We start from the raw sequence: 24044 nt of genomic DNA, 5'->3' as shown, positions 1-24044 counted from the left end.
GGTTGGGTTAATTTTTGTTTTTCTTTTTTCTCTTGTTCTTTTTTTTATGTTCCAAAGGGTTTTTAACTGCTTCTTGAATTTTACCAATAACTTCATCTTTACATATATCTTTTAATTCAGTAAAATGAGTTCTGTCCAATTCATTTAATTTTTCTTCGCGTATATATGAAGGGAAGTTTGATTGATGAATTTTCTGTTTTTCATCAAAATAGGAGTTTAGTTTTTGCTTGATGATTTCTTTTTGAAAATCGTCAACACTTAAGCTGCTAACAAGATTTTCTATAAATTCAAGTTTGTCAGCCTCATATTGTTCTTTCATCTCTTGTATTTGCTTCTCATTACTGTTTTGAGAATGAGTAGCTAGAGAATAAAAACTGAAAAAAAGTAAAAAAAAGAATAGTTTTTGCATGCCTAGTTTTTTAGTTAGACAGCAAAAATATGGTAAGGTTTAGTGGGTTTTGGTTAAAGTTGTGTTAAAGAAATAAACCTTATTAAGGCTAAATAATTTCTAAAATTTTGGTAGCAGGTCTACCAATAACAGCCTTTTTACCATTAATAGCTATTGGTCTTTCAATAAGTTTTGGGTTTTCAGTCATAGCTTTTATAATTTGATCGTCAGTAAGGTCTTTACCTTTAAATTCTGATTTCCAAATAGCTTCATTTTTACGCACTAATTCAATAGGTTGAATTCCTAATAAATTAATGATGTCTTTTAGTTCTTTTTCAGAAGGAACGTCTTCTAAATATTTAATAACTTTAAATGGTTTTCCATAAGTTTCAAGAACTTCAATACCTTGTCTTGATTTACTACATCTAGGGTTGTGGTAAATTTTAAGCATAATAATTTTTTATAGTGTTTGTTGTGTGTCTTCTTTTTGTCCCATCATCATTAAATAGGCTTTTAAAAATGGCTCAATATCTCCATCCATAACAGCGTCTACATTACCTGTTTCATGACCAGACCTTACATCTTTTACTAGTTTATAAGGGTGCATAACGTAATTACGTATTTGACTTCCCCATTCAATCTTCATTTTTTCGGCTTCAATATCATCTCTTTGCGCTAATTGTTTTTGCAATTCTATTTCGTATAACTGCGATTTAAGCATTTGCATTGCTCTTGCTCTGTTATCATGTTGCGATCGTGTTTCGGAACAAGAAATTTGAATTCCTGTAGGCTTGTGAGTAAGCTGTACTTTGGTTTCAACTTTATTTACATTTTGTCCACCAGCACCACTTGAACGCGCTGTTGTAATTTCAATATCGGCAGGATTGATTTCTATTTCAATGGTATCATCTACCAAAGGATAAACATATACCGAAACAAAACTTGTGTGTCGTTTGGCATTACTGTCAAATGGTGAAATACGTACCAAACGATGCACACCATTTTCACCTTTTAGCCATCCAAAAGCAAAATCGCCTTCAATCTCTAAAGTTACCGTTTTTATACCTGCAACATCTCCTTCTTGAAAGTTAAGTTCTTTAACTTTAAAGCCATTTTTTTCAGCATACATAAGATACATACGCATGAGCATACTTGCCCAATCGCAGCTTTCGGTTCCACCAGCTCCAGCAGTAATTTGAAGTACAGCACTAAGGCTATCTCCTTCATCTGAAAGCATATTTTTAAACTCTAATTTTTCAATTTGAGTTACAGCTTTTTCAAATCGGTCATCAACATCTTCAGCAGTAGCTTCATCTTCCTTATGAAACTCATAAATAACTTCTAAGTCCTCTACAAGTGTTTTTGCAGTGTTATAGTCTTCAACCCATTTTTTCTTTTCTCTTAGCGACTTCATTATGGCTTCAGCAGCTTTGGAGTCGTTCCAAAAGTTTGGGTCAAATGTTTTTTCTTCTTCGTTAGCTATTTCAATTAATTTGGCATCTACGTCAAAGATATTGTCTAAGCGAACCTAGACGGGAATTAAGATCTTTTATTTGATCTGATGTAGTCATAAAATTGTAAATTTTGACAAATTTAAAATTAAAACCTGCATTGTAAAAGATTTGCAAGGATATTTTTAAAGGAATTTGTTTAGTTTTATACCTTAATACTCAATTATGAAAACGCTTTTTTTACATTCATTTTTACTTTTATGTATTACTACTTCCTTTGCTCAAGGATTAACAGGAAAAGATTTAAAAAATTACGAAGGATATTTTAATTTCTTTTATGAAGAAGCTCAAGATAAAATCTATCTAGAAGTTACTCAGTTAGATGAGGAGTTTTTATATGTAAACTCACTAGCAACAGGAGTTGGTTCTAATGATATAGGTTTAGATAGAGGACAACTTGGAGATAACAGAATTGTAAAATTTGTTAAAGCAGGAAACAAATTACTTTTAGTACAACCTAATCAAAATTACAGAGCAATAACCGATAACGAGTTAGAAAAGAAAAGTATTGAACAAGCTTTTGCAAAATCGGTGTTATTTGGGTTTAAAATAGAAGAAGAGTCCAACGGAAAATACATTATCGATATTACTCCGTTTTTAATGCAAGATGCTCATGGAGTAGCTGATAGACTGCAAAGCCAAAACGAAGGACGCTACAGTTTAGATATGAGTAAAAGTGCATTATCACTAGAGCGTACAAAGGCATTTCCAAAAAATGTTGAGTTTGAAGCATTGTTAACTTTTAGTGGAGACCCAAAAGGCCGAAACATAAGAAGTGTAACACCAACAGCTTCTTTAGTGAGTGTTATTCAGCATCATTCATTTGTAGAATTACCAGACGATAATTATAAAAAGCGTGAGTTTGATGTGCGTAGTGGAGCCATTTCCATTTCGTATATGGATTATGCAACTCCTGTACAGGAGCAAATAAAGAAGCATTATATTATTCGTCATCGTTTAGAAAAAAAGAACCCAAACGATTCCATTAGTGAAGCAGTTGAACCTATTATTTATTATTTAGATTCTGGTACTCCTGAACCTATTCGTTCTGCTTTATTAGATGGAGCACGTTGGTGGAATGAAGCCTACGAAGCTATTGGTTTTAAAAATGCTTTTCAAGTTGAAGTGTTGCCTGAAGATGCAGATCCTATGGATTGCAGATATAATGTTATTCAATGGGTACATCGTTCAACAAGAGGTTGGAGCTATGGTGGAAGTGTTATTGACCCAAGAACAGGAGAGATTATTAAAGGACATGTTAGTCTAGGAAGTTTACGTATTAGACAAGATTTTATGATTGCTCAGGCGTTATTAAATGAGCCATTCGCTAATCGTGATGATAATTACCAACCTATGTTACAAATGGCTTTGGCAAGAATACGCCAGTTAAGTGCGCACGAAGTGGGACATACTATTGGTTTTGCTCATAATTTTGCAGCAAGTACTAACAATAGAGCTTCGGTTATGGATTATCCGCATCCAAAAGTAAAACTTACAAATGGCGAAGTTGATTTAAGCGATGCTTATGATGTTGGTATTGGCGATTGGGATAAAGTTACTGTGGCGTATAGTTATTCTCAATTTAAGGACACTGAAAATGAAACAGAAGCACTAAATGATATTTTAAAAGAAGCAACCAATTCTGGTCTTCGATTTATAACCGATAGTGATGCACGAGCACAAAATGGTGCCCACGCTTATGCTCACCTTTGGGATAACGGTAAAAGTGCTTCAGAGGAGTTAGAAAATGTACTTAAAGTGAGAGCTAAAGCAATTTCAAATTTTTCAAAAGATAACATTAAGACAGGAGAACCTTATTCGGTTTTAGAAGATGTGTTTGTGCCTTTATATTTCTTTCATCGTTATCAAACCGAAGCAGCTACTAAGCTTGTAGGAGGATTGGATTATAATTACGCTGTAAAAGGTGATGGTCAAATGATTACAAAAGCTATCGATGCTAAAACTCAAAAAGAAGCACTACAAGCTATACTTAAAACCCTTTCTGCAGAGACATTGGCTATTCCACAAGATAAGTTAGGGTTGTTTCCTCCAAGAGCATTTCAGTATTGGCGAACAAGAGAATCATTTCGTGGAAATACAGGAGTCGCTTTTGACCCTTTTGCACCTGTTGAAACGTCAAGTGATATGACTTTAGGGTTATTATTAAATCCTGAACGAATGAACAGAGTGTATCAACAAAAGGTTTTAGATAAATCGCAATTAGGTTTAAAAGAATTTTTAGAAATCTTGATAGATGCCACTATAAAAAAGAAAACAGAAAACAGTTACCAAGGCGAAGTACAGCAGGTTATCAATCTTTCGGTTTTAAATAATATTATGGCGTTATCAGCTAGCGAAAAATTAATGCCACAAGCTCAGGCTTTAGTAAATTTTGAAGTGATGAAACTAAAAGTGAAGTTACAAGAGCGAAGAGTTGACCCAATGGCAATGTTTATGGTGAAAGAGATAGATAAATTTTTAGGAAACCCTAAAGGTTTTAAAGCTCCAAGTTCACCAAAAATTCCTGATGGCTCTCCAATAGGAAGTGATGCTTGTTTTTATCATTCAAACTAAACATAACAGAAAAATAGTTTAAAAATTCCCATTATCTTAGAAAATAGATATGATTATAGATTTAAGAAGCGATACAGTTACAAAGCCAACAAAAGACATGTTGGAAGCAATGATGCAAGCGCAAGTTGGCGATGATGTTTTTGATGAAGATGTTACTGTAAAAATGCTAGAGAGCAAACTAGCAGCTCAATTTGGAAAATCACACGCCTTATTTTTTCCTAGCGGAAGTATGGCAAACCAAACTGCTTTAAAATTGCATACGCAACCAGGAGAGCAGGTAATTTGTGATAAAACAGCTCACATCTATAATTACGAAGCTGGTGGAGCGTCATTTAATAGTGGTATTTCGTGTAAGTTGGTTGATGGTAACAGAGGTATGTTTACAGCGCAACAAGTAGAAGAAGCTATTAATCCTGATGCGTTTTATTATGCTAAAACAACTTTAGTAGAAGTTGAAAATACAGCAAATAGAGGAGGAGGTTCTTGTTGGGATTTTGAAGAGTTGAAAAAAATACGTCAGGTTTGTGATACACACAAATTAGGGTATCATCTTGATGGTGCTCGATTATGGAATGCGCTTGTTGAAAAAGACGAAACCACAATGCAGTATGGAAAACTGTTTGATACTATTTCGGTGTGTTTGAGTAAAGGTTTAGGTTGTCCTATAGGTTCTGTTTTAATTGGTGATGAAGCGCTTATGAAAAACGCAGTGAGAATTAGAAAAGTATTTGGTGGAAATATGCGCCAAGTAGGATATTTAGCTGCTGCTGGACTGTATGCTTTAGAAAACAATATCAACAGACTAAAAGACGATCACAGTAAAGCTAAAGACATTGAAACGGTTTTAAAAACATTGCCTTTTATACAATCGGTTGAACCTGTAGAGACCAACATTATCATTTTTGAGGTACAGAAAGGAATTAACGAATCTGCATTTGTACAAAAGCTAGATGATAATGGCATTAAGATTATTGGTATGGGAAGTGGAAAGCTACGTATTGTAACACATCTTGATTATACCAATGTAATGCACGATAAGTTTTTGAGCGTATTGAGAAAGCTTGAGTTTTAGTTCAATAATGTTTTGTAAATAGATTTTTAAATTAGTGGTTTAAATTAAACCCACTCAACATTTAGCTTCTCTAATTCTGTTTTTAAATTAGATAAAGATTCTTTATCAATTAAATCAATATTAATTTTCATTTCTTGTGATGTAGTTTTGAGTATATACTCTCCTGCAAAATGTTTAATTCTTGTTATCTCATTTAAGTATATTTTCTTTCCAAAAGGCCAATTTTGTTTAATAAACCCATTTCCGATAGTTAAATATTTTTCTTTTGTCTGGTAGAAATAAGTTATTAGATAAAACCCTGAAAGTAGAAACCAGATATAATCAAACCATCTAGTATTGTCATTAAATATAGTTTGTATAACTCCATTAGCTAACCAAACTAACCCTAAAATTAGATTTAGGGTTATTTGTTTCTTTTTATAATGAATTTTCATTTTAAGGGATTTACATTAACACGCTAAAAAATCACTTAAACATATCCAAACCAGGAATGTTTGGCATACCATCTTTAGCAACTGCAGCAATTTCGGTTTCATTTACAGTTGTGGCACGCTCTATAGCTTTGTTTAGTGTTAAAACAAGGTAATCTTCAAGCATATCTTTATCTTCAAGCAAAGCATCATCAATTGCAATATTTTTAATGGTTCTGTTTGCAGTAATAGTTACTTTAAGTTTATTATCAGTACTACTTTCATCAATTAAAACAGTGTTTAAACGTGCTTTAGTGTCTTCAACTTTTTTTTGGGTTTCTTTCAATTTATTCATCATACCCATCATATCTCCAAACATAATTTTTTCTTTTTATTAGGTTAAGTCACAAAATTACTAAAATCATTAGTAATGCATTAACAGTTCAATTCTAATTTTAATTCTATTTTTGCATACTTCTTAAACTAATTTTTAATGATAAAAGAAAGGGTTGTACCTCCTGTAGCTAAAAGAGTTCCTAAAACTTTAAGCATTCACAACGATACCAGAATTGACGATTATTTTTGGCTCAATCAAAGAGAAGACCAAGATGTTTTGGATTATTTAAACGCTGAAAACGCCTACTTTGAAGAAATGACAGCGCATACCAAAGCCTTTGAAGACAACTTGTTTAAAGAAATGAAAGCAAGAATTAAGGAAGATGACGAGTCGGTTCCTTATAAATACAATGGGTATTGGTATATTGTAAAGTATGAAACAGGAAAAGATTACCCTATTTATATAAGAAGAAAAGACACTTTAGATGCTCCTGATGAGTTGATGTTTGATTGTAACGAAATGGCAAAAGGACACGACTATTTTAAACTAGCAGGTATTAGTATAAGCCCTGATAATACCAAAGTTGCGTATGGTTTAGATACAGTAGGAAGGCGTCAGTATACTATTAATTTTAAAAGTTTAGGTGATAATGAACCAATTACTGATACTATAGAAAACACTACAGGTTCAGCGTCTTGGGCTAACGATAACGCGACTTTATTTTACACTAAAAAAGATGAAGAAACGCTGAGGTCTGATAAAGTGTTTAAACACAAATTAGGGACTAATGAAAGTGAAGATAAATTGGTTTTTCACGAAACCGACGACACATTTGGAGTAGCAGTTTACAAGTCAAAATCTAGAAAATATATCATTATTGCTTGTTACAGTACTTTAACTAATGAGTATCACATTTTAGATGCCAACACACCTAATGCTGATTTTAAGGTGTTTCAAGAGCGTATAAGAGGGTTGGAGTATAGTATTTCGCATTTTGAAGACCATTTTTATATGGTTACCAATAAAGATGAGGCTACTAACTTTAAGCTAATGAAAACCGATGAAGCCAGAACAGAAGTTTCAAATTGGATTGAGGTTATTCCGCATCGAGAAGATGTGTTACTTGAGGATATTGATATTTTCAAAGACTTTTTAGTTATTAGTGAGCGTAGTAATGGTTTAAACCAAATACGAATTACACGTTGGGACGAAACCGATGATTACTACTTACCTTTTGATAGTGAAACCTATACAGCCTACACAGGCACTAATGTCGATTTTGATACTGAAGTGTTGAGGTATAGTTACAATTCGCTAACCAATCCTGCGTCAACTATTGACTTTAATATGGTAACTAAAACCAAAACCATAAAAAAGGAGCAGCAGGTTTTAGGAGGTACATTTGATAAAAACAATTATCAATCAGAGCGCTTATGGGCAACTGCTGATGATGGTACCAAAATACCAATGTCTGTAGTATATAAAAAAGGTGTAAAAAAGGATGGCAACAGTCCTGTATTGCAATATGCTTATGGCTCTTACGGTTCAACTATAGATCCTTATTTTTCTAGCATACGTTTAAGCTTGTTAGATAGAGGCTTTATTTATGTAATTGCTCATGTAAGAGGCGGAGAGTATTTGGGTAGAAATTGGTACGAGCAAGGTAAACTACTTCAAAAGAAAAACACCTTTACCGATTTTATTGCGTGTTCAAAATTTTTAATAGAAAACAATTACACCTCTCCTAAGCATCTATACGCTTTAGGCGGAAGTGCAGGAGGGCTTTTAATAGGAGCTGTAATTAATATGGCACCACAGTTATATCATGGTGTTATTGCTGCTGTACCTTTTGTAGACGTGGTAACCACAATGTTAGACGATAGTATTCCGCTAACAACAGGAGAATATGACGAATGGGGAAACCCAAATACCTTAGAGTATTATAACTACATGAAATCCTATTCGCCATACGATAATGTAAAAGCGCAAGACTATCCACATATTTTAGTAACTACAGGACTTCATGACTCTCAAGTACAATATTGGGAGCCAGCAAAATGGGTTGCAAAAATGAGATTTCTAAAAACTGACACTAATAAATTGTTTTTAAAAACCAACATGAATGCAGGTCATGGTGGCGCTTCAGGACGTTTTGAAGCTTTAAAAGAAGATGCCGAAGAGTATGCCTTTTTATTAGACTTAGAGAATATTACTAGTTAATTAAAAAAAAACTCTTATTTTTGCGAGGTTTTAGGTTACTTTTTTTAATTTGTGACTGATAAATAGCATTTATGAAAGACAACTTACAAGTGTTTGATAACGTGTTGGATCTTATAGGAAAAACACCTCTAATCAAATTAAATAAGCTAACTGCAAGTTTTGATGGTGATTTCTACGCTAAGGTAGAAGCCTTTAATCCAGGACACTCTTCAAAAGATAGAATAGCACTTCATATTATAGAAGAAGCTGAAAGACAAGGAATTTTAACTCCAGGAGATACAATTATTGAAACCACATCTGGTAATACAGGATTTAGTATTGCTATGGTAAGTATCATTAAAGGATACGAGTGTATTTTGGCTGTGAGCTCAAAGTCGTCAGCTGATAAAATAGATATGCTTAAAGCCATGGGAGCAACAGTGTATGTGTGTCCTGCTCATGTAAGTGCTGATGACCCAAGGTCGTATTATCAAGTTGCAAAACGCTTACATGAAGAACGAAAAGGTTCAATCTATATCAATCAGTATTTTAATCAATTAAATATTGATGCACATTATAACACTACAGGTCCTGAAATTTGGAAACAAACAGAAGGAAAAATTACACATCTAATTGCTTGTAGTGGAACAGGAGGAACAATTTCAGGAACTTCTAAGTTTTTGAAAGAGCAAAATCCAAACGTTAAAATAATAGGAGTAGACGCTTATGGTTCGGTATTAAAAAAATACCACGAAACCAGAGAGTTTGACGAAAACGAAATCTACCCATACAGAATTGAAGGCTTAGGAAAAAACTTAATTCCTACAGCAACAGATTTTGACCTTATTGACAAGTTTGTAAAAGTAACCGACGAAGACAGTGCACACACTGCAAGAGAAATTTCTAGAACCGAAGGTTTATTTGTTGGTTATACAAGTGGAGCAGCAATGCAAGCCATAAAACAACTTAGTGAAGAAGGAGAATTTAAAAAAGGAGACAAAATTGTTGTGATTTTCCCAGACCATGGTTCAAGATACATGAGTAAAGTGTATAGTGACAAGTGGATGGAAAGTCAAGGTTTCTTTGACAGTAAAAATGTCACTTCCGAAACAATTCAGTACATAAAGTAAATACATTACCTATCCTATTTCACCCTAATAATATGATAGGTTTTTTGTGTCTTATTAGGTTATGAACACAAGTTTATAAATTAATTATGTTGTCATAATATAATTAATTAATTTTGCCTCTCAAACTAGACTAATTTAGCTTAAATGAAAGATTTATTTGAAAAGATATACAAGGATAAAGGTCCTTTAGGAAAATGGGCGTCTCAAGCAGAAGGATATTTTGTGTTTCCTAAACTTGAAGGTCAAATATCCAACAGAATGAAGTTCCAGGGAAAAGATGTAATTACCTGGAGTATTAATGATTATCTTGGTTTAGCTAACCATCCTGAAGTACGAAAAACCGATGCTGAAGCTGGTGCAGCTTATGGATCGGCTTACCCAATGGGAGCTCGTATGATGTCTGGTCACACAGATTTACACGAAAAACTTCAAAATGAGTTGGCTTCATTTGTAAGTAAAGAAGCAGCTTACCTTTTAAACTTTGGTTATCAAGGAATGGTATCTACTATTGATGCTTTGGTATCTAAAGATGATATTATCGTTTACGATGTTGATGCACACGCTTGTATTATAGATGGAGTACGTTTACACATGGGTAAACGTTTTACTTACAAGCACAACGATGTTGAAAGTTTAGAAAAAAACCTTGAGCGTGCTACCAAAATGGCAGAACAAACAGGAGGTGGAATTTTAGTAATTTCAGAAGGTGTGTTTGGAATGCGTGGTGAGCAAGGTCGTTTAAAAGAAATCGTAGCGCTTAAAGAAAAATACAATTTCAGATTTTTAGTTGATGATGCTCACGGTTTTGGAACCTTAGGAAAAACAGGAGCTGGAGCAGGTGAAGAGCAAGGTGTACAAGACGGAATAGATGTATATTTTGCAACTTTTGCTAAGTCTTTAGCAAGTACAGGTGCTTTTATTGCTGCAGATCAAGAAATTATTGATTATTTAAAATATAATTTACGTTCTCAAATGTTTGCTAAATCATTGCAAATGCAATTGGTTGTTGGTGCGTTAAAACGTTTAGAGATGTTAAAGACAATGCCAGAGCTTAAAGCAAAACTTTGGGAGAATGTAAATGCATTACAAAAAGGTTTAAAAGAGCGTGGTTTTGATATTGGTACAACACAAAGTTGTGTAACTCCAGTATATTTAAAAGGAAGTATTCCTGAAGCTATGGCTTTAGTAAAAGATTTACGCGAAAACTATGGTATTTTTTGTTCAATAGTAGTGTATCCAGTAATCCCTAAAGGGTTAATATTATTACGTTTAATACCTACTGCGACACACACGCTAGAAGATGTTAATGAAACTTTAGATGCGTTTGATGGTATTAGAAGTAGATTAGAAAACGGAACTTACAAACGTTTATCTGCTGCAGTTGCTGCTGCAATGGGAGAGTAAACGATAATTAAATATATCAACAAAAAAGCCGATGATTTTTCATCGGCTTTTTTTATTAAAGATTTTTTCTAAGTGTAAAACGCCTTTTGTTGGTTTTAGGATTAAAATGTTTCCATATTTGATGAATAGCTTTATTATCTGCTAATTCAGGTGTTCTAATACAGTTTTGAATGCCTTTTTCCTTAAACACCTTATAGTATTCATTAAATATAATTGCTGTAACTCCTTTGTTTTGATATTCTGGTAAAACACCAATTAAGTAGAATACTACATCCTTACTTTCTTTTTTAGCTTTTAGTAACTTAAGAAACCCAAACGGAAATAGTTTTCCTTTTGCTTCCTGTAAAGCTCTAGCAAATGATGGCATTACTATTGAAAACGCAATTAATTCATCGTTTTTATCAACAACAAACTTGATGTATTCAGGGTTTACAAAGCTTATAAACTTCTTTTTAAAGTATGCCTTTTGAATATCGGTAATCTCAACAAACGATGATAACGAAGAATAACTCTTATTGAATAAGTCAAACATTTTATCAGCATAAGGCATTACCTCTTCTGTTTTGGTAAAAGTCAATGAACGTAACTGATATCTTCTTTTTATAAGTTCTTGAGCCTTTGTAAAGAACTCAGGTTTTACATTTTTAAAAGGGAAAAAGTTCTCGATGTATTCTTTTTCCTCAGTATACCCATGAGATTTGTAATGGTTGATGTAGTATGGATGGTTATACCATGTAATCATAGTGCTAAGTTGGTCAAAACCTTCGGTAAGCACACCTACTTTGTCTAAGTTAGAGAAGCCAACAGGACCTTCGCAATACTCAAGGTTATTTTCTTTACCAATTTCTTCTACTTTTTCAAGAAGCGCTTTAGAAACTTCTAAATCATCAATAAAATCAAACCATCCAAATCGCATTTTCTTTTGGTCTTGCTTTTTTACTTCAAGCCAATTGATAATTGCAGCGACTCTACCCACAATTTCATTATTCTTATATGCTAAAAAGAAACGAGCTTCAGCATCTTTAAATATTGGGTTAACATCTTTGTTAAAGGTTTCTAACTCTTGTTTTATAATAGGAGGAACCCAATACTTGGAGTCTTTATAAATTTTAAACGGAAACTTTACAAATTCCTTAAGCTCATTTTTAGAGCTAATTTCTTTAACTGTAATCATAAAATAGTTGGCTTAGTTGCCATTATCGTCATTAAAATCGGTTTCAGCTCTTCTGCTTTTTTTACCTCTTGATTTTCGTTTAGCTTCTTCATCGGCAGAATTACCATTGTCAATTTTATCCTTATGGAAATCAAACCTGTAAGATGCTCCAAAATTAACGCTGAATACCGAAGGTGTATCTTTAGTGTTCAAGGTTAAAGCTGTGTCTAACTGTAAGTCTTTGCTTAAGAGGTAAGCACCTCCAAATCTAAATAAATTATCGGCATAAAAGTCACTCTTAATACCATGGGCTTCTCCAAAAATCACCCATTTTGGATTGAAAGAATGCGTTAGTGTGAGGATATATTGAAAATCAGAAAAGTCACTACCAATTCTGTCTTTAATTAAATTCATAACAAGTACCCAACCACCAGCAAAGTTGTTTTGTGTTGCAACCATTACTTTAGGACTAAAACCTTCAACATCTGGAGCAGTGTAAGGGTTATTTTTAGAATCGTAATTTGCACCTAAATATACAGCAACAGCAGGAATTAAGGATTTCCATTTAAAAGCTCTATTGGCATGGTAGCTATAAATGTTTGGTTTGTCTTCTTCTGCATTTTTATAAGGATCGTAAACTAAATATTTAGCGCCAAGAGTAAAGTTTTTAAAATTTGAGCGTTTATCTTCAGTTGAGAATGTTGAGCGATTATCGGTAAACGTATCGTTTTGGTAAGTACCTTCAAGGTTGATTTCCAATTCTTCAAATAGTAGTCCGTAACGCGCAGCAAAATCTACTCCAAAACCAGACACTTCATACATTAAAGGCGTGTGTTTTTCTTTAACAATGTAAGGGCCAACCTCTAATTGAGCTACATTGGTTCCCACAGAAAAAGCACTTCTAGAAACTCCAGGTCTATTGGAATTTATAACTTCGGTATATTGCGAAAATGTATTGAAAGACACTGCAAAACACACCAATAACATATACTGTTTAATAGATTTCATCTGTTTGTGTTTTAGTTTTTTAATTGTCAAACGGAATGCCTTTTTCATTTTATATTCTGTTATAAGAATTAGCTTTGTAGGCATTTCACAGGTGATTTGTTAAATTCAAATATAGAGATTTTATACTTTTTTTAAGTATTTATAACTTATTTTAAAGTATGATAATTGTATTTTTGAAAAAAATATCTTTTTAATGGTACAAACGGCTTCTTTTATTGGTTTTTTAAGAACCATTTTAATCATACTATTAGTGTATTATGGTATAAAGCTACTTATGCGAATTTTTGCTCCATACCTTATGCGCTATATGTCTAAAAAGATGCAAGAACGTTTTGGAGGTCAATTTCAACAATACCAAAATAACCAACAAACACAACAAAGAGAAGGCGAGACTGTAATTGATAAAATGCCTGAGCGTCAGAAGTCTTCAAATAAAACTGTTGGAGAGTACGTGGATTACGAAGAAATTGATTAATTTTCACAATCATTCTTTAAAACATATTCATGCAGTTTTCAATCAAAAGAATTCTTCCTCATCTTTTAATTTTAGTAGGGTTTGTTATTGTTTCATTAGCATATTTTAACCCAGTTTTAAAAGGCAAAAAGATTTTTCAAAGTGATATTAAGCACTATATTGGAATGTCTCAACAGCAAAATGACTTTAGAGCAGCCACTGGTGAGGAAACCTACTGGACTAACAGTGCGTTTGGAGGTATGCCCACGTATCAGTTAGGTGCAAAATACCCTCATAATTATATTAAAAAACTAGACCTTTCACTACGTTTTTTACCACGACCAGCCGATTATTTATTTCTTTACTTTCTAGGATTTTATGTGTTGTTACTTGTGCTAAAAGTAGATTTTAAACTCGCTGCACTTGGTGCATTGGCCTTTGGTTTTTCTACCTATCTTATTATTATATTAGGTGTAGGACATAATAGTAAAGCGCATGCTATTGCCTATATGCCTTTGGTGCTTAGCGGTATTCTACTCACGTTTAGAAAACATTACATTGGTGGTTTTTTACTAACCACAGTAGCTATGGCTTTAGAGATATGTACTAACCATTTTCAAATGACTTATTATTTGATGCTGTTAGTTGTGGTTTTAGGAATAGCTTATTTAATAGACGCTTACCGAAAAAAGCTATTGTCACATTTTTTCAAATCGGTTGGGATGCTAGTTGTTGCAGTACTATTAGCTGTTGGGTTAAACGCCAGCAATATTATGGCAACCAAAGAGTATGTTAATGAAAGTACACGAGGAAAAAGTGAACTTACCATAAATCCTGATGGTTCTCCTAAAGCAGTGACTACTGGATTGGATAAGGATTATATTACAGAATATAGCTATGGCATAGCGGAAAGTCTTAACTTGTTTATTCCGAGGCTTTTTGGTGGTGGAAGTCATGAAGATGTTGGTGTCGACTCTGAAACGTTTAAATTTTATAGAAATATTGGAGCGTCGCCTGTTGAAGCTACTCGCGAAGTAAAAACTACACCTACTTATTGGGGAGCACAAACCATTGTTGAAGCACCAGCGTATGTTGGAGCAGTAGTTATTTTCTTGTTTGTATTTGCTTTGTTTTTGGTTAAAGGCAGACTCAAATGGTGGCTAGTTGGTGGTACTGTACTATCGTTATTGCTTTCTTACGGAAAACATTTAGGGTTTTTAACCGATTTCTTTATAGACTTTGTACCTATGTACAACAAGTTTAGAGCAGTAAGTTCTATTCAGGTAATTTTAGAACTCTGTATACCTGTATTGGCTATTTTTGGTTTGGTACGTTTATTCAATGATTTTGAAAGCAAAGAGGAAAAGCTAAAAGCATTAAAATATTCCGCAATAATTACAGGAGGACTTGCAATTTTACTCTTGCTTATAAAATCGTCGTTTGACTTTGTTGGTGTAAACGATGGGTATTACAGACAAGCCTATGGCGAGTATGGACAAAGCTTTGTTGATGCACTAAGAGCCGACAGACAAACCTTCTTTACACAAGACACATTAAGAACTTTGCTTTTAGTAGTGCTTGCAGCAGCAACAATTTTTGGATTCTTAAAACAAAAACTATCAGAAGGAAAAGTGATTATTGTATTTGCTGCTTTAATTTTATTTGATTTGGTTGGTGTAGACAGACGCTACGTTAATAACGATAATTTTGTGTCTGCAATTCAAGTTGAAAAACCTTATAAAGCTAATGCTGCTGATAAAGAGATATTAAAGGACAAGACACATTTTAGAGTTTTAGATTTATCTAGTGAAGGCTCTAGAAATCCAGGGAAAGCTGCTTATTTTCATAATTCGTTAAGTGGTTATCATGCAGCTAAACTTGGACGATTTGATGAACTGTATGATTTTCATATTTCAAAAAATAATATGGAAGTCATTAATATGTTGAATACCAAATATTTTATTGGAGAAGACGATAAGGGTAATGTATTTCCTTATAATAATGAAGATGCCAATGGAAATGCTTGGTTTGTTTCGTCATTACAACAGGTTAGTTCTGCTAATGAAGAAATAGTTGCTTTAGACAGTTTAAATACTAAAACAAAAGCGATTACATCAATGCCATTGGAGTCTAGAACCTATACTGTAGACTCTTTATCTACAATTAAATTAGTAGCACATCAACCAAACTATTTAAAGTACGAATCTAACAACAGTAACGATGGTTTTGCTGTGTTTTCTGAAGTGTATTATGGCCATGGTTGGGTAGCAACAATTGATGGAACCGAAACACCTATTCAGCGTGTTAATTATGTGTTGAGAGGACTTGAAATTCCTAAAGGAAACCATACTATTGAGTTTAAATTTGAGCCTCAAGTAGTAAAAACAGGAAGTACTATTTCGCTGTCTAGTTCAATTATACTAGCATTATTGCTTTTAGGAGGCCTATTGTATTCGTTTAAAAAAGACCAAGCTAGTGCGTAAAAAAGCACTTATAATAACATACTATTGGCCACCTGCAGGAGGACCAGGTGTACAACGTTGGTTGAAATTTGTAAAATACTTACCAGAATTTGGTGTAGACCCTGTTGTTTATTGTCCTGAGAACCCTAGTTATCCAATTACAGACTTGCAGTTGGAAGACGAAGTGTCTAATACTGTAACTGTTTTAAAACAACCTATAAACGAACCTTATAAGTTTGCTAATTTACTTTCAAAAAAGAGTTCTAAAACGATAAGTTCAGGTATTATTCCGAAGAAAAAAAAGCAATCTCTTATTGAGCGTTTGTTATTGTATGTAAGAGGAAATTTCTTTATTCCTGATGCCCGAAAAGGTTGGATAAAACCTTCGGTAGCTTATCTTTCAGAATATATAAAAAACGAAGGTATTGAAACGATTATCACTACTGGACCACCACATAGTTTACACCTTATAGGTTTGCAGTTAAAAGCGCAATTGAATGTAAAATGGATAGCCGATTTTAGAGACCCTTGGACAACTATAGGCTATCACAAAGATTTAAAGCTCACCAAAAGCTCTAGACAAAAACACGAATTGTTAGAGCAGAATGTTTTGCAATCTGCCGACCAAATTATAGTTACTAGCACAGTAACAAAGCAAGAGTTTGCGCTTAAAACCCAACAACCTATAACTGTTATTACCAATGGTTACGATACATATGCTATTGAGCGACCAGAGAAAGACCAACGTTTTACAATAGCTCATATTGGCTCATTACTTTCTGAACGTAACCCAACTCAATTATGGGACGCATTACGTGAGTTGATAGCTGAAAACGAAGCTTTTAAAACTGCGTTTCAGTTGAACTTGATAGGAGTAGTGAGTGATGATGTGTTACAGACATTATCACATTACCAACTAGATGATTATGTGAATGTTGTAGGCTATGTTAACCATGAGGAAGCGATGCAGTTTCAAATGCAATCGCAAGTGTTGTTGTTAATTGAAATAGACTCACAAGTAAGTAAAGCTATAATTCCTGGGAAGTTGTTTGAATATATGGTTTCTAGTACGCCAATACTAGCTATAGGACCACAAGAGTCTGATGTTGAAGACATCATTAAAACTACCAATACAGGACATTATTTTTATTACAATGAAAAGCAGCAGATAAAATCTCAAATTTTATTGTATTTTAATGCCTATAAAACCAATTCGCTGCAAACGCAACCTATAGGATTGCAAAAGTACAGTAGAAGGGAACTAACAAAAACTCTAGCGCAACTTGTATAAATGGGAATTGTAGTTAAACAATCCTTTAAAAACACTATTAGTACCTATTTAGGGTTTGGTATAGGAGCAATTAATACATTGTTTCTGTACACTAATTTTATTACAGATGAGTACTATGGTTTAATTGCCTTTGTGCTATCTACAGCAAATATTATGATGCCTCTAATGGCTTTTGGAGTTCATAATACACTTATAAAGTTCTATTCTACATTTAAAACCAAAAATTCACTTAACAGCTTTTTAACCTTAATGCTAATACTACCTATGTTTGTGGTAGTTCCTGTAGCGTTGATTGGCTATTTTGGTTATGATGTTATAAGTGATTTGTTATCACAAAGAAATGGTATAGTAAAAGACTATGTGTGGCATATTATTATTGCTGCTATTTCTATGGGTTATTTTGAAGTGTTTTTTGCTTGGGCAAAAACCCAAATGCAGACTGTTTTTGGCAACTTTATGAAAGAGGTGTTTCATAGAATTGGGATAATGGTACTGCTGTTTTGTGTGTATTTGGGATATCTTAATGTACATGAGTTTATCAATTCAATTATTATAGTATATGTATTGCGTATGGTTATAATGAAACTCTATGCATTTATTATTCGTTGGCCAGTACTTAAGTTTAATAGAATAGAGAGCTTTAGGGCTATTATTAAATACTCATCGCTTATTATACTTGCTGGTTCGGTAGCGACACTTATTTTAGATATAGATAAGTTTATGCTTGGACAATATATTGATATAGAGGAAGTCGCTTACTATAGTGTTGCAATTTATATCGCATCGGTAATTTCGGTTCCACAACGTTCTATGCACCAAATATTAATGCCTATTACTGCTAATTATTTAAATGAAGGAAATAAGGTTGCTTTAAAGGATTTATACCAGCGTTCGTCACTTAGCCTTTTTATTATTAGTGGCTTAATTTTTTTACTGATTGTACTTAACATCAATCAGTTGTATTTAATTATCCCTGAAGAATTTAGTTATGGACTAACCGTTGTGTTTTTAATAAGCTTAGCAAAACTCTACGACACGCTTTTAGGAAACAATAATGCTATTTTATTCAATAGTGATTATTATAGAGTGGTACTACTTTTTGGAGTGTTACTTACGGTATTGATAGTTATTTTAAATATGGTATTTATTCCGTTATTAGGAATTGATGGAGCAGCAGTTGCAACTTTTATAGCTATTTTTATTTACAATACAGCTAAAATTTACTTTGTAAACCGAAAGTTTAAAATGCTTCCTTTTACAAAAGACTCTTTAAAAGTAGGAATATTGATTTTAGTAAGTGTTGCTGTGTTTTATTTTTGGGAATTTCCTTTTCATCCTATAGTTAATATAGCATTTAAGTCTTTACTGATAGGATGTGTGTATGTCTTTGCAGTGTATAAGATGAATGTCTCTAAAGACATTTCAGGAATACTAAAAAAGTACTTACCAATTAAATAGTTTTTGCTGTGTTACTAGCCTAAAACGGGAAAATCCCACAAGGTGCTTTGAGGCATACGACTTGCAGGACTTTCCAACTAACCAACCAAAAAATTATGTATCGTTATATTATCTTCTAGATCTTGTACTGTTTTGTGAACTTCTAGATTTAGTCGCATTTGACGACTTTGTTCTATTATTTTGAGTTACACGCTGAGTACTTTTGTTTTGTCTTGTATTATATTTACGTATTTGAGACGTATTTGGTTTTCTTACCGTTGAATTTTTTTTAGTATTCACTTTATTAGACACAGTAGTTCTTGTTTTGGTCACATTTCTTTTGGTAGTAACCGAACTATTTTTAGGCCTATTAGTATTAACTGTAGCTCTAGACGATGTGTTTGTTCTGTTAGTAGAACTTGATACTCTAGGAGTGGTAGTTCTTGTTCTAGTAGGAGCTGTTACAGCACTATTATTACGTCTTGTGGTGTTGCTTCTATCTACAGAAGTACTTCTTCTAGGTGTAGCATCTTGTCTATATCTATCACTTATACGTGTTTGTTGTTCGTTTGAACGTCTTCCGTTGTTAGCTACAGTATTACGACGACTGTTTATGTTAACAGGCTGACGGTAATTGTTTCTGTATGGTCTGTAATAGTGATGTCTAATAGGAGTGTAATACTGTCTATAAGGTCTAGTGTTTACAATACAGAAGTTTACTGAAGGTACAGCATAATATCTGTGCCATGGACGGTACACATAGTATCTATTATAAACGTTTATAAACCCTGTGTAGTGAGAAAATACTCTGTTACGATAGTGAATGTATAAACCACCTACACGAGCAACACGTCCAAAACTGTTATAGTGAATGTTTACATTTCCTGCTCTTGTAATTCTTCCGTAGAAGTCATAATAAATAGGTGTGTTTTCTATTTGAACAATAGCACCAAAATCGTCATATTGTACATAAGGGTTGTAATCATAACCAGTGTTAAAGCTTATGGATACATTAGGAGTACTAAAGCCAACATTTACGTTTGGACCATAATTAGGGATGTAAAAGTCGAACTGACCATCAGGAAATACTGAAAATTCAATACCATTCTCTACAAATATGAAAGAGTTGCCATAACCATTAGCATAAGTGTTAAAAGTATTTACTGAATTTGTGCTGGTGGTTGTTGCGTTTACAGATACGCTTCCTAAGAGTATTGCTGTAAAAAAATAAATAATTCGTTTCATAATTGTAAGGGTTTTAATTATACAATTATTAGTAAACAAACAGCGTGCCAAAAAACCGAAACAATATTTAATGTGTTGATTTTGAGTAGTTTGTGTTTGTTTGGATTTTTTGTAGGAAAAACCGCGTTTTACATGGACTATCCATGGACTAGCTATGGAGTAGCTATGACCTAGGTATAGAGAAGCCATTTGTGAGTGGTTTTTAAGGAAAATATAACTACAATTTACTATCTTTCAATTGTAACAAGCATATCAAAAGTTGATATTTGATTAAGTTGTATAAGTATGAGATATAGAAGATTATCTAAATACTGTTTGTTTTATTTTTTATTTATAATACAAACATTAGGAGTATCACAAACCAATCCTTTTACTGATTTAGTTTATGATACTGTTGTTGCTTATGAATTTAAAGGTGATGGAGAAACTTTGATAGATTATTGTCTTAAAAATGCTAAAGAGAGAATAAACAAAGAATCCGTTTTAAGCTCCGAACAAGTGAAAGATTTTGAGACTATTATAACCAGTAAAACAGCTTATGGTAGTACAACAGCCTTTTGTTTTGATCCTCATTTTGCAGTTGTTTATTTTTTAAAAGGAAAACCTGTTGAGACAATTGATGTTTGCCTTAGTTGTAATTACTTAGTGTCAAGGACTGAAATACCTTCAACAACATTAAAGTATATAAAAATATCAGATGATTATTCTTATCCAGCTAATGGTTTTAGTTCAACTGCTAGAAAACAAATTTATCAGTTTATAAAGGATTTAGGATTTACAAAATATTTACAACCTTTGAACTCAATATATGATAATCAACCATGATTCATATCTTTAAGTTAATGTAAGTGCAATTTACTATCTTTCCATACCAAAATTAACACATTCAGTACTATGAGTATTACCACACCAGAACATGATGAACGTATTGCAAAAATGACTTTTGCATCGGTATATCCACATTATGTTACTAAAGTTGAGAAAAAGAATCGTACCAAAGCCGAGTTACACCAAGTTATTGAATGGTTAACAGGATTTGACGACAATAAGTTGCAACAACTTATAGACGATAAGGTAACTTTTAAAACGTTTTTTGAGCAAGCAACTATTCACCCAAATGCACACTTAATTAAGGGTGTAATATGTGGTTACAGAATAGAAGATATTACTACTACATTAACCCAACAGGCAAGATATTTAGATAAGTTGGTTGATGAGTTAGCAAAAGGTAGAAAAATGGAAAAGATACTTAGAGAAGGATAAGCTTTTTATAGTTAGTATTGATGCTCTATAAAAAGACAATCCCGAAGTACTTGGGGACGTACAACGGGATTATCAATTAACTAACCAATCAAAAAAATCTATTTATACTTTTATTTTAATCTTTTTTTGTTTTTTCACTTCACCACCTTGTCTGTAGTAATAGTAATCATCAGCATCATCAAAATCACTATAATAACCATATCCAAAATTACCCGAAGTGTTGTTACTGTATACATAACCTGAATTGTTATGGTTTACCACACCAGAAGCATGAACAATTTCTCCCCAAGCGTTGTAGTTTACACGTAAACCACCAACTTGTTTTAATCTTCCATTACCTCTTTGGTAACTCATATATACAGTTCCAGCTCTTTTAATTCTACCTTGTCTGTCATAATTTAAGTACACATTGCCAATTCTTCTAATTTTACCATCACTATCATGTTGAATAAATACACCTTGATTAGATCTTGGAGTAGAATAGTGTACTCTACTAACAGTACCAGGAGCTCCATAAGTAACATTTACCGAGCTTCTACGAGTAGTTGTTGATCTGTAGTACACGTTACCTGTTTGGTAAGTGTTTTCAATATTGGTATTGAAGTCGAAACTTCCGTCAGGAAAAATCATAAACTCTACACCACGCTCTACAAACATTATTGGTTGTGCATAACGATAGCGTGTATTGTTTAAACCTTCACCTTGTGCTGTTGCTGTTGCAGATGTTAAACCTAATAACATCGATGCTAATATGAATACAAATTTTTTCATAATAATAGGGTTTTAGATTATGCCTACTCATTTAGCTTTTCGGCTTACGCTATTTGTTATGTTAGTTTTCAATTTGCGTGCCAAAAATGTAAGTGTTTCATTGTTAATGTTTTATTGATTGTTAAGGACGTTTGTGAAAAACACTTTACATGAGCGTTCAATTTTTTTTATACTTTTATATAGCCAATCAATTATTATGGGAAAAACTCAGGTTAACTGTCCAAACTGCGAAAAGCAATTTGAAGAAGGGTTTCAATTTTGTCCGCACTGTGGGCAAAAAGCAAAAGACGACCTTACTCTTGGTGTGTTGTTTTACAACACTATTAGCAACTACTTTTCTTTTGATGCTCGTTTTTTTAAGAGCTTTATCCCTTTAATGATACAACCAGGTTATTTGGCTAGACGTTTTGTAGAAGGAAAACGCTTGTTGTATTTGCATCCAGCTCAGATGTACCTGTTTATTTCGGTAGTATTTTTCTTTTTATTCTCTTTTATCGCAAGACAAACTACGCAAAGCGTTGATGAGGCTATGAAACGCGAACTAGAACGTTCAAAAACGGTTATAGACTCTTTGAGAAATAAACCTTTAGATTCGGCTCAAATAGCTCAAATAATGCAGCCTCTTGAGGCAAATAAAGAGAAACTAGGATTAAAAGATAAAGAGTTTAAAGAGCTTGATTCTATTATAAAACAAGAAGCTACTAAGGAATCTAAAATGAATACTAATTTTAGTTTTAGCCGAAGTGAGATTGATTCTTTAATTGAAGCAGGAGCAAGTGAGGATGAGATCTATAAGGCTATGGGAATGGATGACGATGATGGCTATTTTACCAGAAGACTATACTCACAAGCCTTAAAGTTTTTTAAGAATAGGAGTGGAGGTTCAATATTGCAAGCGTTTTATGATAGTATCCCAATAGCAATGTTTATACTCTTGCCAATATTTGCATTTATTTTAAAGTTGTTATACTATAGAAAAGGACGTTTTGCACATCATTTGGTGTTTAGCTTTTATTTCTTTTCGTTTTTGTTTACAGTTTTTAGCGTGCTTATGTTGTGTAATTTTATTTGGGATAATTTTCCAGGTTGGATTATGACATTGGTTATGCTATCAACTTTCTTTTACCTCTTTATAGCTGTAAAACGATTTTATGGACAAGGTTGGTTTTTAAGCTTCTTTAAAAGTAGTGTGGCAACCTTTGTGTTTTTAATGTTTGTAATACCATTTGCTGCTGGTATTATGGCACTTATGGCGTTATTGACTTATTGAGCATTGTGTGTTTTTGCATGCCATATTGGGATGTTTAAAAAATCACTTAAGATATGTGCATCGTTGATTATGGATTTTAGATTTCCGTGATCCACTACATTTTTTCTAGAATAGTCATTTAATACTAGATTAAGCTCAAAACTTCCATAAGAACCATCATCACTAGTTATGCGTTCTCCAATGATTTGAATAGCTATAATTGATTTTAAAGGAATTTGTTTTTTTGAAGTGTTTTTATCTCTATTAAAATCAACTTTATAAGCTTTATAGTAAAGACCAAGTTGTTTATCGAAAACCCTAGGCATATAAGACCAATACGTTAGTAATACTCCAGCTGCAGCAAAGATAGTTCCTATTAATAGCATAAACCAACTTACTGGTTTTACCGTTGAAAAAACACCAATAATATTAAGTAGGCAAGCTATTGTAATTATAAGTCCAATACTGAGAAACAAAATAGAAAATGCAGCTCCACCTACTGAAGGTTGATAAGCATATTTTGAAGACGATTTTTTTACTAAAGAGTGTGTTTTAAAATTTGCGCCTCCAGGTTTTAAAGGTGTAACAGCTATATTAACGTTTTCTGAAGTATTTGTAGAAAAATCAATAGACTCAATAGAATGAAGTTCATCTTTATTGTTGTCTATGTTTTCTGAGAGCTTCAC

At 33.1% G+C, this 24044-nt stretch carries 22 protein-coding genes; 12 read left to right on the top strand and 10 right to left on the bottom strand.

Annotated features, from left to right (window positions below; all coding sequences use genetic code 11):
• Positions 1–7 precede the first annotated feature (7 nt).
• The 3 genes from ACQ0RB_RS04005 to prfB all read right to left on the bottom strand — a co-directional run bounded on the left by ACQ0RB_RS04005 (position 8) and on the right by prfB (position 1959).
• Positions 8–409 carry a hypothetical protein gene (locus tag ACQ0RB_RS04005; protein WP_430496633.1) on the bottom strand — a complete coding sequence of 134 codons (402 nt, stop codon included), beginning with the start codon at positions 407–409 and terminating at the stop codon, positions 8–10.
• 88 nt (positions 410–497) lie between these two features.
• The gene (gene arsC / locus ACQ0RB_RS04000) at positions 498–839 is read right to left on the bottom strand and encodes an arsenate reductase (glutaredoxin) (protein WP_129760190.1); all 342 of its coding nucleotides are present in this window, start codon (positions 837–839) and stop codon (positions 498–500) included.
• Positions 840–848: 9 nt separating this feature from the next.
• Positions 849–1959 (bottom strand): peptide chain release factor 2 gene (prfB, locus tag ACQ0RB_RS03995; protein WP_131506867.1). Its coding sequence is split into 2 segments (ribosomal slippage): positions 849–1895 and positions 1897–1959, totalling 1110 coding nucleotides; the frame shifts between segments, so codons are not numbered across the junction.
• 105 nt (positions 1960–2064) lie between these two features.
• On the opposite strand from prfB, the gene ACQ0RB_RS03990 reads away from it, so the two are divergent.
• Positions 2065–4473, top strand: a complete 2409-nt coding sequence (locus ACQ0RB_RS03990; RefSeq protein ID WP_430496630.1) for a zinc-dependent metalloprotease — start codon at positions 2065–2067, stop codon at positions 4471–4473.
• A gap of 49 nt (positions 4474–4522) precedes the next feature.
• Entirely contained in the window at positions 4523–5545 is a 1023-nt protein-coding gene (locus ACQ0RB_RS03985) for a threonine aldolase family protein (protein ID WP_430496628.1), read from the top strand.
• Positions 5546–5589: 44 nt separating this feature from the next.
• On the opposite strand, the gene ACQ0RB_RS03980 is transcribed toward ACQ0RB_RS03985, so the two are convergent.
• Both ACQ0RB_RS03980 and ACQ0RB_RS03975 read right to left on the bottom strand, forming a co-directional pair.
• On the bottom strand, positions 5590–5979 hold the full coding sequence (locus tag ACQ0RB_RS03980; RefSeq protein ID WP_430496626.1) for a hypothetical protein: 390 nt from the start codon (positions 5977–5979) through the stop codon (positions 5590–5592).
• Between the two features lie 31 nt (positions 5980–6010).
• Positions 6011–6334: a YbaB/EbfC family nucleoid-associated protein gene (locus ACQ0RB_RS03975; RefSeq protein ID WP_129760184.1), complete on the bottom strand. Its 324-nt coding sequence runs from the start codon at positions 6332–6334 to the stop codon at positions 6011–6013.
• 114 nt (positions 6335–6448) lie between these two features.
• Between ACQ0RB_RS03975 and ACQ0RB_RS03970 the strand changes: the two genes are divergently transcribed.
• The 3 genes from ACQ0RB_RS03970 to ACQ0RB_RS03960 all read left to right on the top strand — a co-directional run bounded on the left by ACQ0RB_RS03970 (position 6449) and on the right by ACQ0RB_RS03960 (position 11025).
• Positions 6449–8512 (top strand): S9 family peptidase, encoded by a 2064-nt coding sequence (locus ACQ0RB_RS03970; RefSeq protein WP_430496624.1) that lies wholly within the window; start codon positions 6449–6451, stop codon positions 8510–8512.
• Between the two features lie 71 nt (positions 8513–8583).
• Complete coding sequence (locus ACQ0RB_RS03965) at positions 8584–9621, top strand: PLP-dependent cysteine synthase family protein (protein WP_131506858.1); 1038 nt, start codon at positions 8584–8586, stop codon at positions 9619–9621.
• A 144-nt stretch (positions 9622–9765) separates the two neighbouring features.
• Complete coding sequence (locus tag ACQ0RB_RS03960; protein WP_129760181.1) at positions 9766–11025, top strand: aminotransferase class I/II-fold pyridoxal phosphate-dependent enzyme; 1260 nt, start codon at positions 9766–9768, stop codon at positions 11023–11025.
• 55 nt (positions 11026–11080) lie between these two features.
• Here ACQ0RB_RS03960 and ACQ0RB_RS03955 read toward each other — a convergent pair whose 3' ends face one another.
• Positions 11081–12199 (bottom strand): GTP cyclohydrolase, encoded by a 1119-nt coding sequence (locus ACQ0RB_RS03955; protein WP_430496621.1) that lies wholly within the window; start codon positions 12197–12199, stop codon positions 11081–11083.
• A 12-nt stretch (positions 12200–12211) separates the two neighbouring features.
• Positions 12212–13186 carry a transporter gene (locus ACQ0RB_RS03950; RefSeq protein WP_131506854.1) on the bottom strand — a complete coding sequence of 325 codons (975 nt, stop codon included), beginning with the start codon at positions 13184–13186 and terminating at the stop codon, positions 12212–12214.
• Between the two features lie 193 nt (positions 13187–13379).
• On the opposite strand from ACQ0RB_RS03950, the gene ACQ0RB_RS03945 reads away from it, so the two are divergent.
• Genes ACQ0RB_RS03945 through ACQ0RB_RS03930 form a run of 4 tightly spaced genes read left to right on the top strand, consistent with a single transcriptional unit; the run spans position 13380 to position 18851 of the window.
• Positions 13380–13661 carry a DUF4834 family protein gene (locus ACQ0RB_RS03945; protein WP_129760178.1) on the top strand — a complete coding sequence of 94 codons (282 nt, stop codon included), beginning with the start codon at positions 13380–13382 and terminating at the stop codon, positions 13659–13661.
• A 29-nt stretch (positions 13662–13690) separates the two neighbouring features.
• A complete protein-coding gene (locus ACQ0RB_RS03940; protein ID WP_430496619.1) occupies positions 13691–16123 on the top strand; it encodes a YfhO family protein in 2433 nt (810 codons plus the stop codon).
• Positions 16116–17393: a glycosyltransferase family 4 protein gene (locus ACQ0RB_RS03935; RefSeq protein WP_430496617.1), complete on the top strand. Its 1278-nt coding sequence runs from the start codon at positions 16116–16118 to the stop codon at positions 17391–17393. Before ACQ0RB_RS03940 ends, ACQ0RB_RS03935 begins: the two co-directional genes overlap by 8 nt.
• Positions 17394–18851, top strand: a complete 1458-nt coding sequence (locus ACQ0RB_RS03930) for an oligosaccharide flippase family protein (protein ID WP_430496615.1) — start codon at positions 17394–17396, stop codon at positions 18849–18851.
• Between the two features lie 108 nt (positions 18852–18959).
• On the opposite strand, the gene ACQ0RB_RS03925 is transcribed toward ACQ0RB_RS03930, so the two are convergent.
• Complete coding sequence (locus ACQ0RB_RS03925) at positions 18960–20075, bottom strand: hypothetical protein (protein ID WP_430496613.1); 1116 nt, start codon at positions 20073–20075, stop codon at positions 18960–18962.
• A 285-nt stretch (positions 20076–20360) separates the two neighbouring features.
• On the opposite strand from ACQ0RB_RS03925, the gene ACQ0RB_RS03920 reads away from it, so the two are divergent.
• Entirely contained in the window at positions 20361–20900 is a 540-nt protein-coding gene (locus tag ACQ0RB_RS03920) for a hypothetical protein (RefSeq protein WP_335975760.1), read from the top strand.
• A gap of 69 nt (positions 20901–20969) precedes the next feature.
• On the top strand, positions 20970–21338 hold the full coding sequence (locus ACQ0RB_RS03915) for a DUF2200 domain-containing protein (protein ID WP_335975763.1): 369 nt from the start codon (positions 20970–20972) through the stop codon (positions 21336–21338).
• 102 nt (positions 21339–21440) lie between these two features.
• On the opposite strand, the gene ACQ0RB_RS03910 is transcribed toward ACQ0RB_RS03915, so the two are convergent.
• Entirely contained in the window at positions 21441–22109 is a 669-nt protein-coding gene (locus tag ACQ0RB_RS03910; protein WP_129760170.1) for a hypothetical protein, read from the bottom strand.
• A gap of 196 nt (positions 22110–22305) precedes the next feature.
• Here ACQ0RB_RS03910 and ACQ0RB_RS03905 point away from each other — a divergent pair, with 196 nt between their 5' ends.
• Positions 22306–23379: a DUF3667 domain-containing protein gene (locus ACQ0RB_RS03905; RefSeq protein WP_430496611.1), complete on the top strand. Its 1074-nt coding sequence runs from the start codon at positions 22306–22308 to the stop codon at positions 23377–23379.
• Here ACQ0RB_RS03905 and ACQ0RB_RS03900 read toward each other — a convergent pair.
• Positions 23373–24044 (bottom strand): hypothetical protein, encoded by a 672-nt coding sequence (locus tag ACQ0RB_RS03900; protein WP_129760168.1) that lies wholly within the window; start codon positions 24042–24044, stop codon positions 23373–23375. The genes ACQ0RB_RS03905 and ACQ0RB_RS03900 overlap by 7 nt on opposite strands.

Origin of the sequence: Gaetbulibacter sp. PBL-D1 (assembly GCF_050509525.1) — a bacterium.
GTDB lineage: Bacteria > Bacteroidota > Bacteroidia > Flavobacteriales > Flavobacteriaceae > Gaetbulibacter_B > Gaetbulibacter_B jejuensis.
This window is presented reverse-complemented; position numbering and strand designations above follow the sequence as displayed.

Bases quoted from the DNA above. Each gene is read 5' to 3' on its own strand.
- ACQ0RB_RS03965 (WP_131506858.1), top strand. From the start codon at position 8,584: ATGAAAGACAACTTACAAGTGTTTGATAACGTGTTGGATCTTATAGGA.
- ACQ0RB_RS03985 (WP_430496628.1), top strand. From the start codon at position 4,523: ATGATTATAGATTTAAGAAGCGATACAGTTACAAAGCCAACAAAAGAC.
- ACQ0RB_RS03905 (WP_430496611.1), top strand. From the start codon at position 22,306: ATGGGAAAAACTCAGGTTAACTGTCCAAACTGCGAAAAGCAATTTGAA.
- ACQ0RB_RS03945 (WP_129760178.1), top strand. From the start codon at position 13,380: ATGGTACAAACGGCTTCTTTTATTGGTTTTTTAAGAACCATTTTAATC.
- ACQ0RB_RS03975 (WP_129760184.1), bottom strand. From the start codon at position 6,334: ATGTTTGGAGATATGATGGGTATGATGAATAAATTGAAAGAAACCCAA.
- ACQ0RB_RS03955 (WP_430496621.1), bottom strand. From the start codon at position 12,199: ATGATTACAGTTAAAGAAATTAGCTCTAAAAATGAGCTTAAGGAATTT.
- ACQ0RB_RS04005 (WP_430496633.1), bottom strand. From the start codon at position 409: ATGCAAAAACTATTCTTTTTTTTACTTTTTTTCAGTTTTTATTCTCTA.
- ACQ0RB_RS03980 (WP_430496626.1), bottom strand. From the start codon at position 5,979: ATGAAAATTCATTATAAAAAGAAACAAATAACCCTAAATCTAATTTTA.
- ACQ0RB_RS03920 (WP_335975760.1), top strand. From the start codon at position 20,361: ATGAGATATAGAAGATTATCTAAATACTGTTTGTTTTATTTTTTATTT.
- ACQ0RB_RS03915 (WP_335975763.1), top strand. From the start codon at position 20,970: ATGAGTATTACCACACCAGAACATGATGAACGTATTGCAAAAATGACT.
- ACQ0RB_RS03960 (WP_129760181.1), top strand. From the start codon at position 9,766: ATGAAAGATTTATTTGAAAAGATATACAAGGATAAAGGTCCTTTAGGA.
- ACQ0RB_RS03940 (WP_430496619.1), top strand. From the start codon at position 13,691: ATGCAGTTTTCAATCAAAAGAATTCTTCCTCATCTTTTAATTTTAGTA.
- ACQ0RB_RS03990 (WP_430496630.1), top strand. From the start codon at position 2,065: ATGAAAACGCTTTTTTTACATTCATTTTTACTTTTATGTATTACTACT.
- ACQ0RB_RS03930 (WP_430496615.1), top strand. From the start codon at position 17,394: ATGGGAATTGTAGTTAAACAATCCTTTAAAAACACTATTAGTACCTAT.
- ACQ0RB_RS03970 (WP_430496624.1), top strand. From the start codon at position 6,449: ATGATAAAAGAAAGGGTTGTACCTCCTGTAGCTAAAAGAGTTCCTAAA.
- ACQ0RB_RS03925 (WP_430496613.1), bottom strand. From the start codon at position 20,075: ATGAAACGAATTATTTATTTTTTTACAGCAATACTCTTAGGAAGCGTA.
- ACQ0RB_RS03910 (WP_129760170.1), bottom strand. From the start codon at position 22,109: ATGAAAAAATTTGTATTCATATTAGCATCGATGTTATTAGGTTTAACA.
- ACQ0RB_RS03950 (WP_131506854.1), bottom strand. From the start codon at position 13,186: ATGAAATCTATTAAACAGTATATGTTATTGGTGTGTTTTGCAGTGTCT.
- arsC (WP_129760190.1), bottom strand. From the start codon at position 839: ATGCTTAAAATTTACCACAACCCTAGATGTAGTAAATCAAGACAAGGT.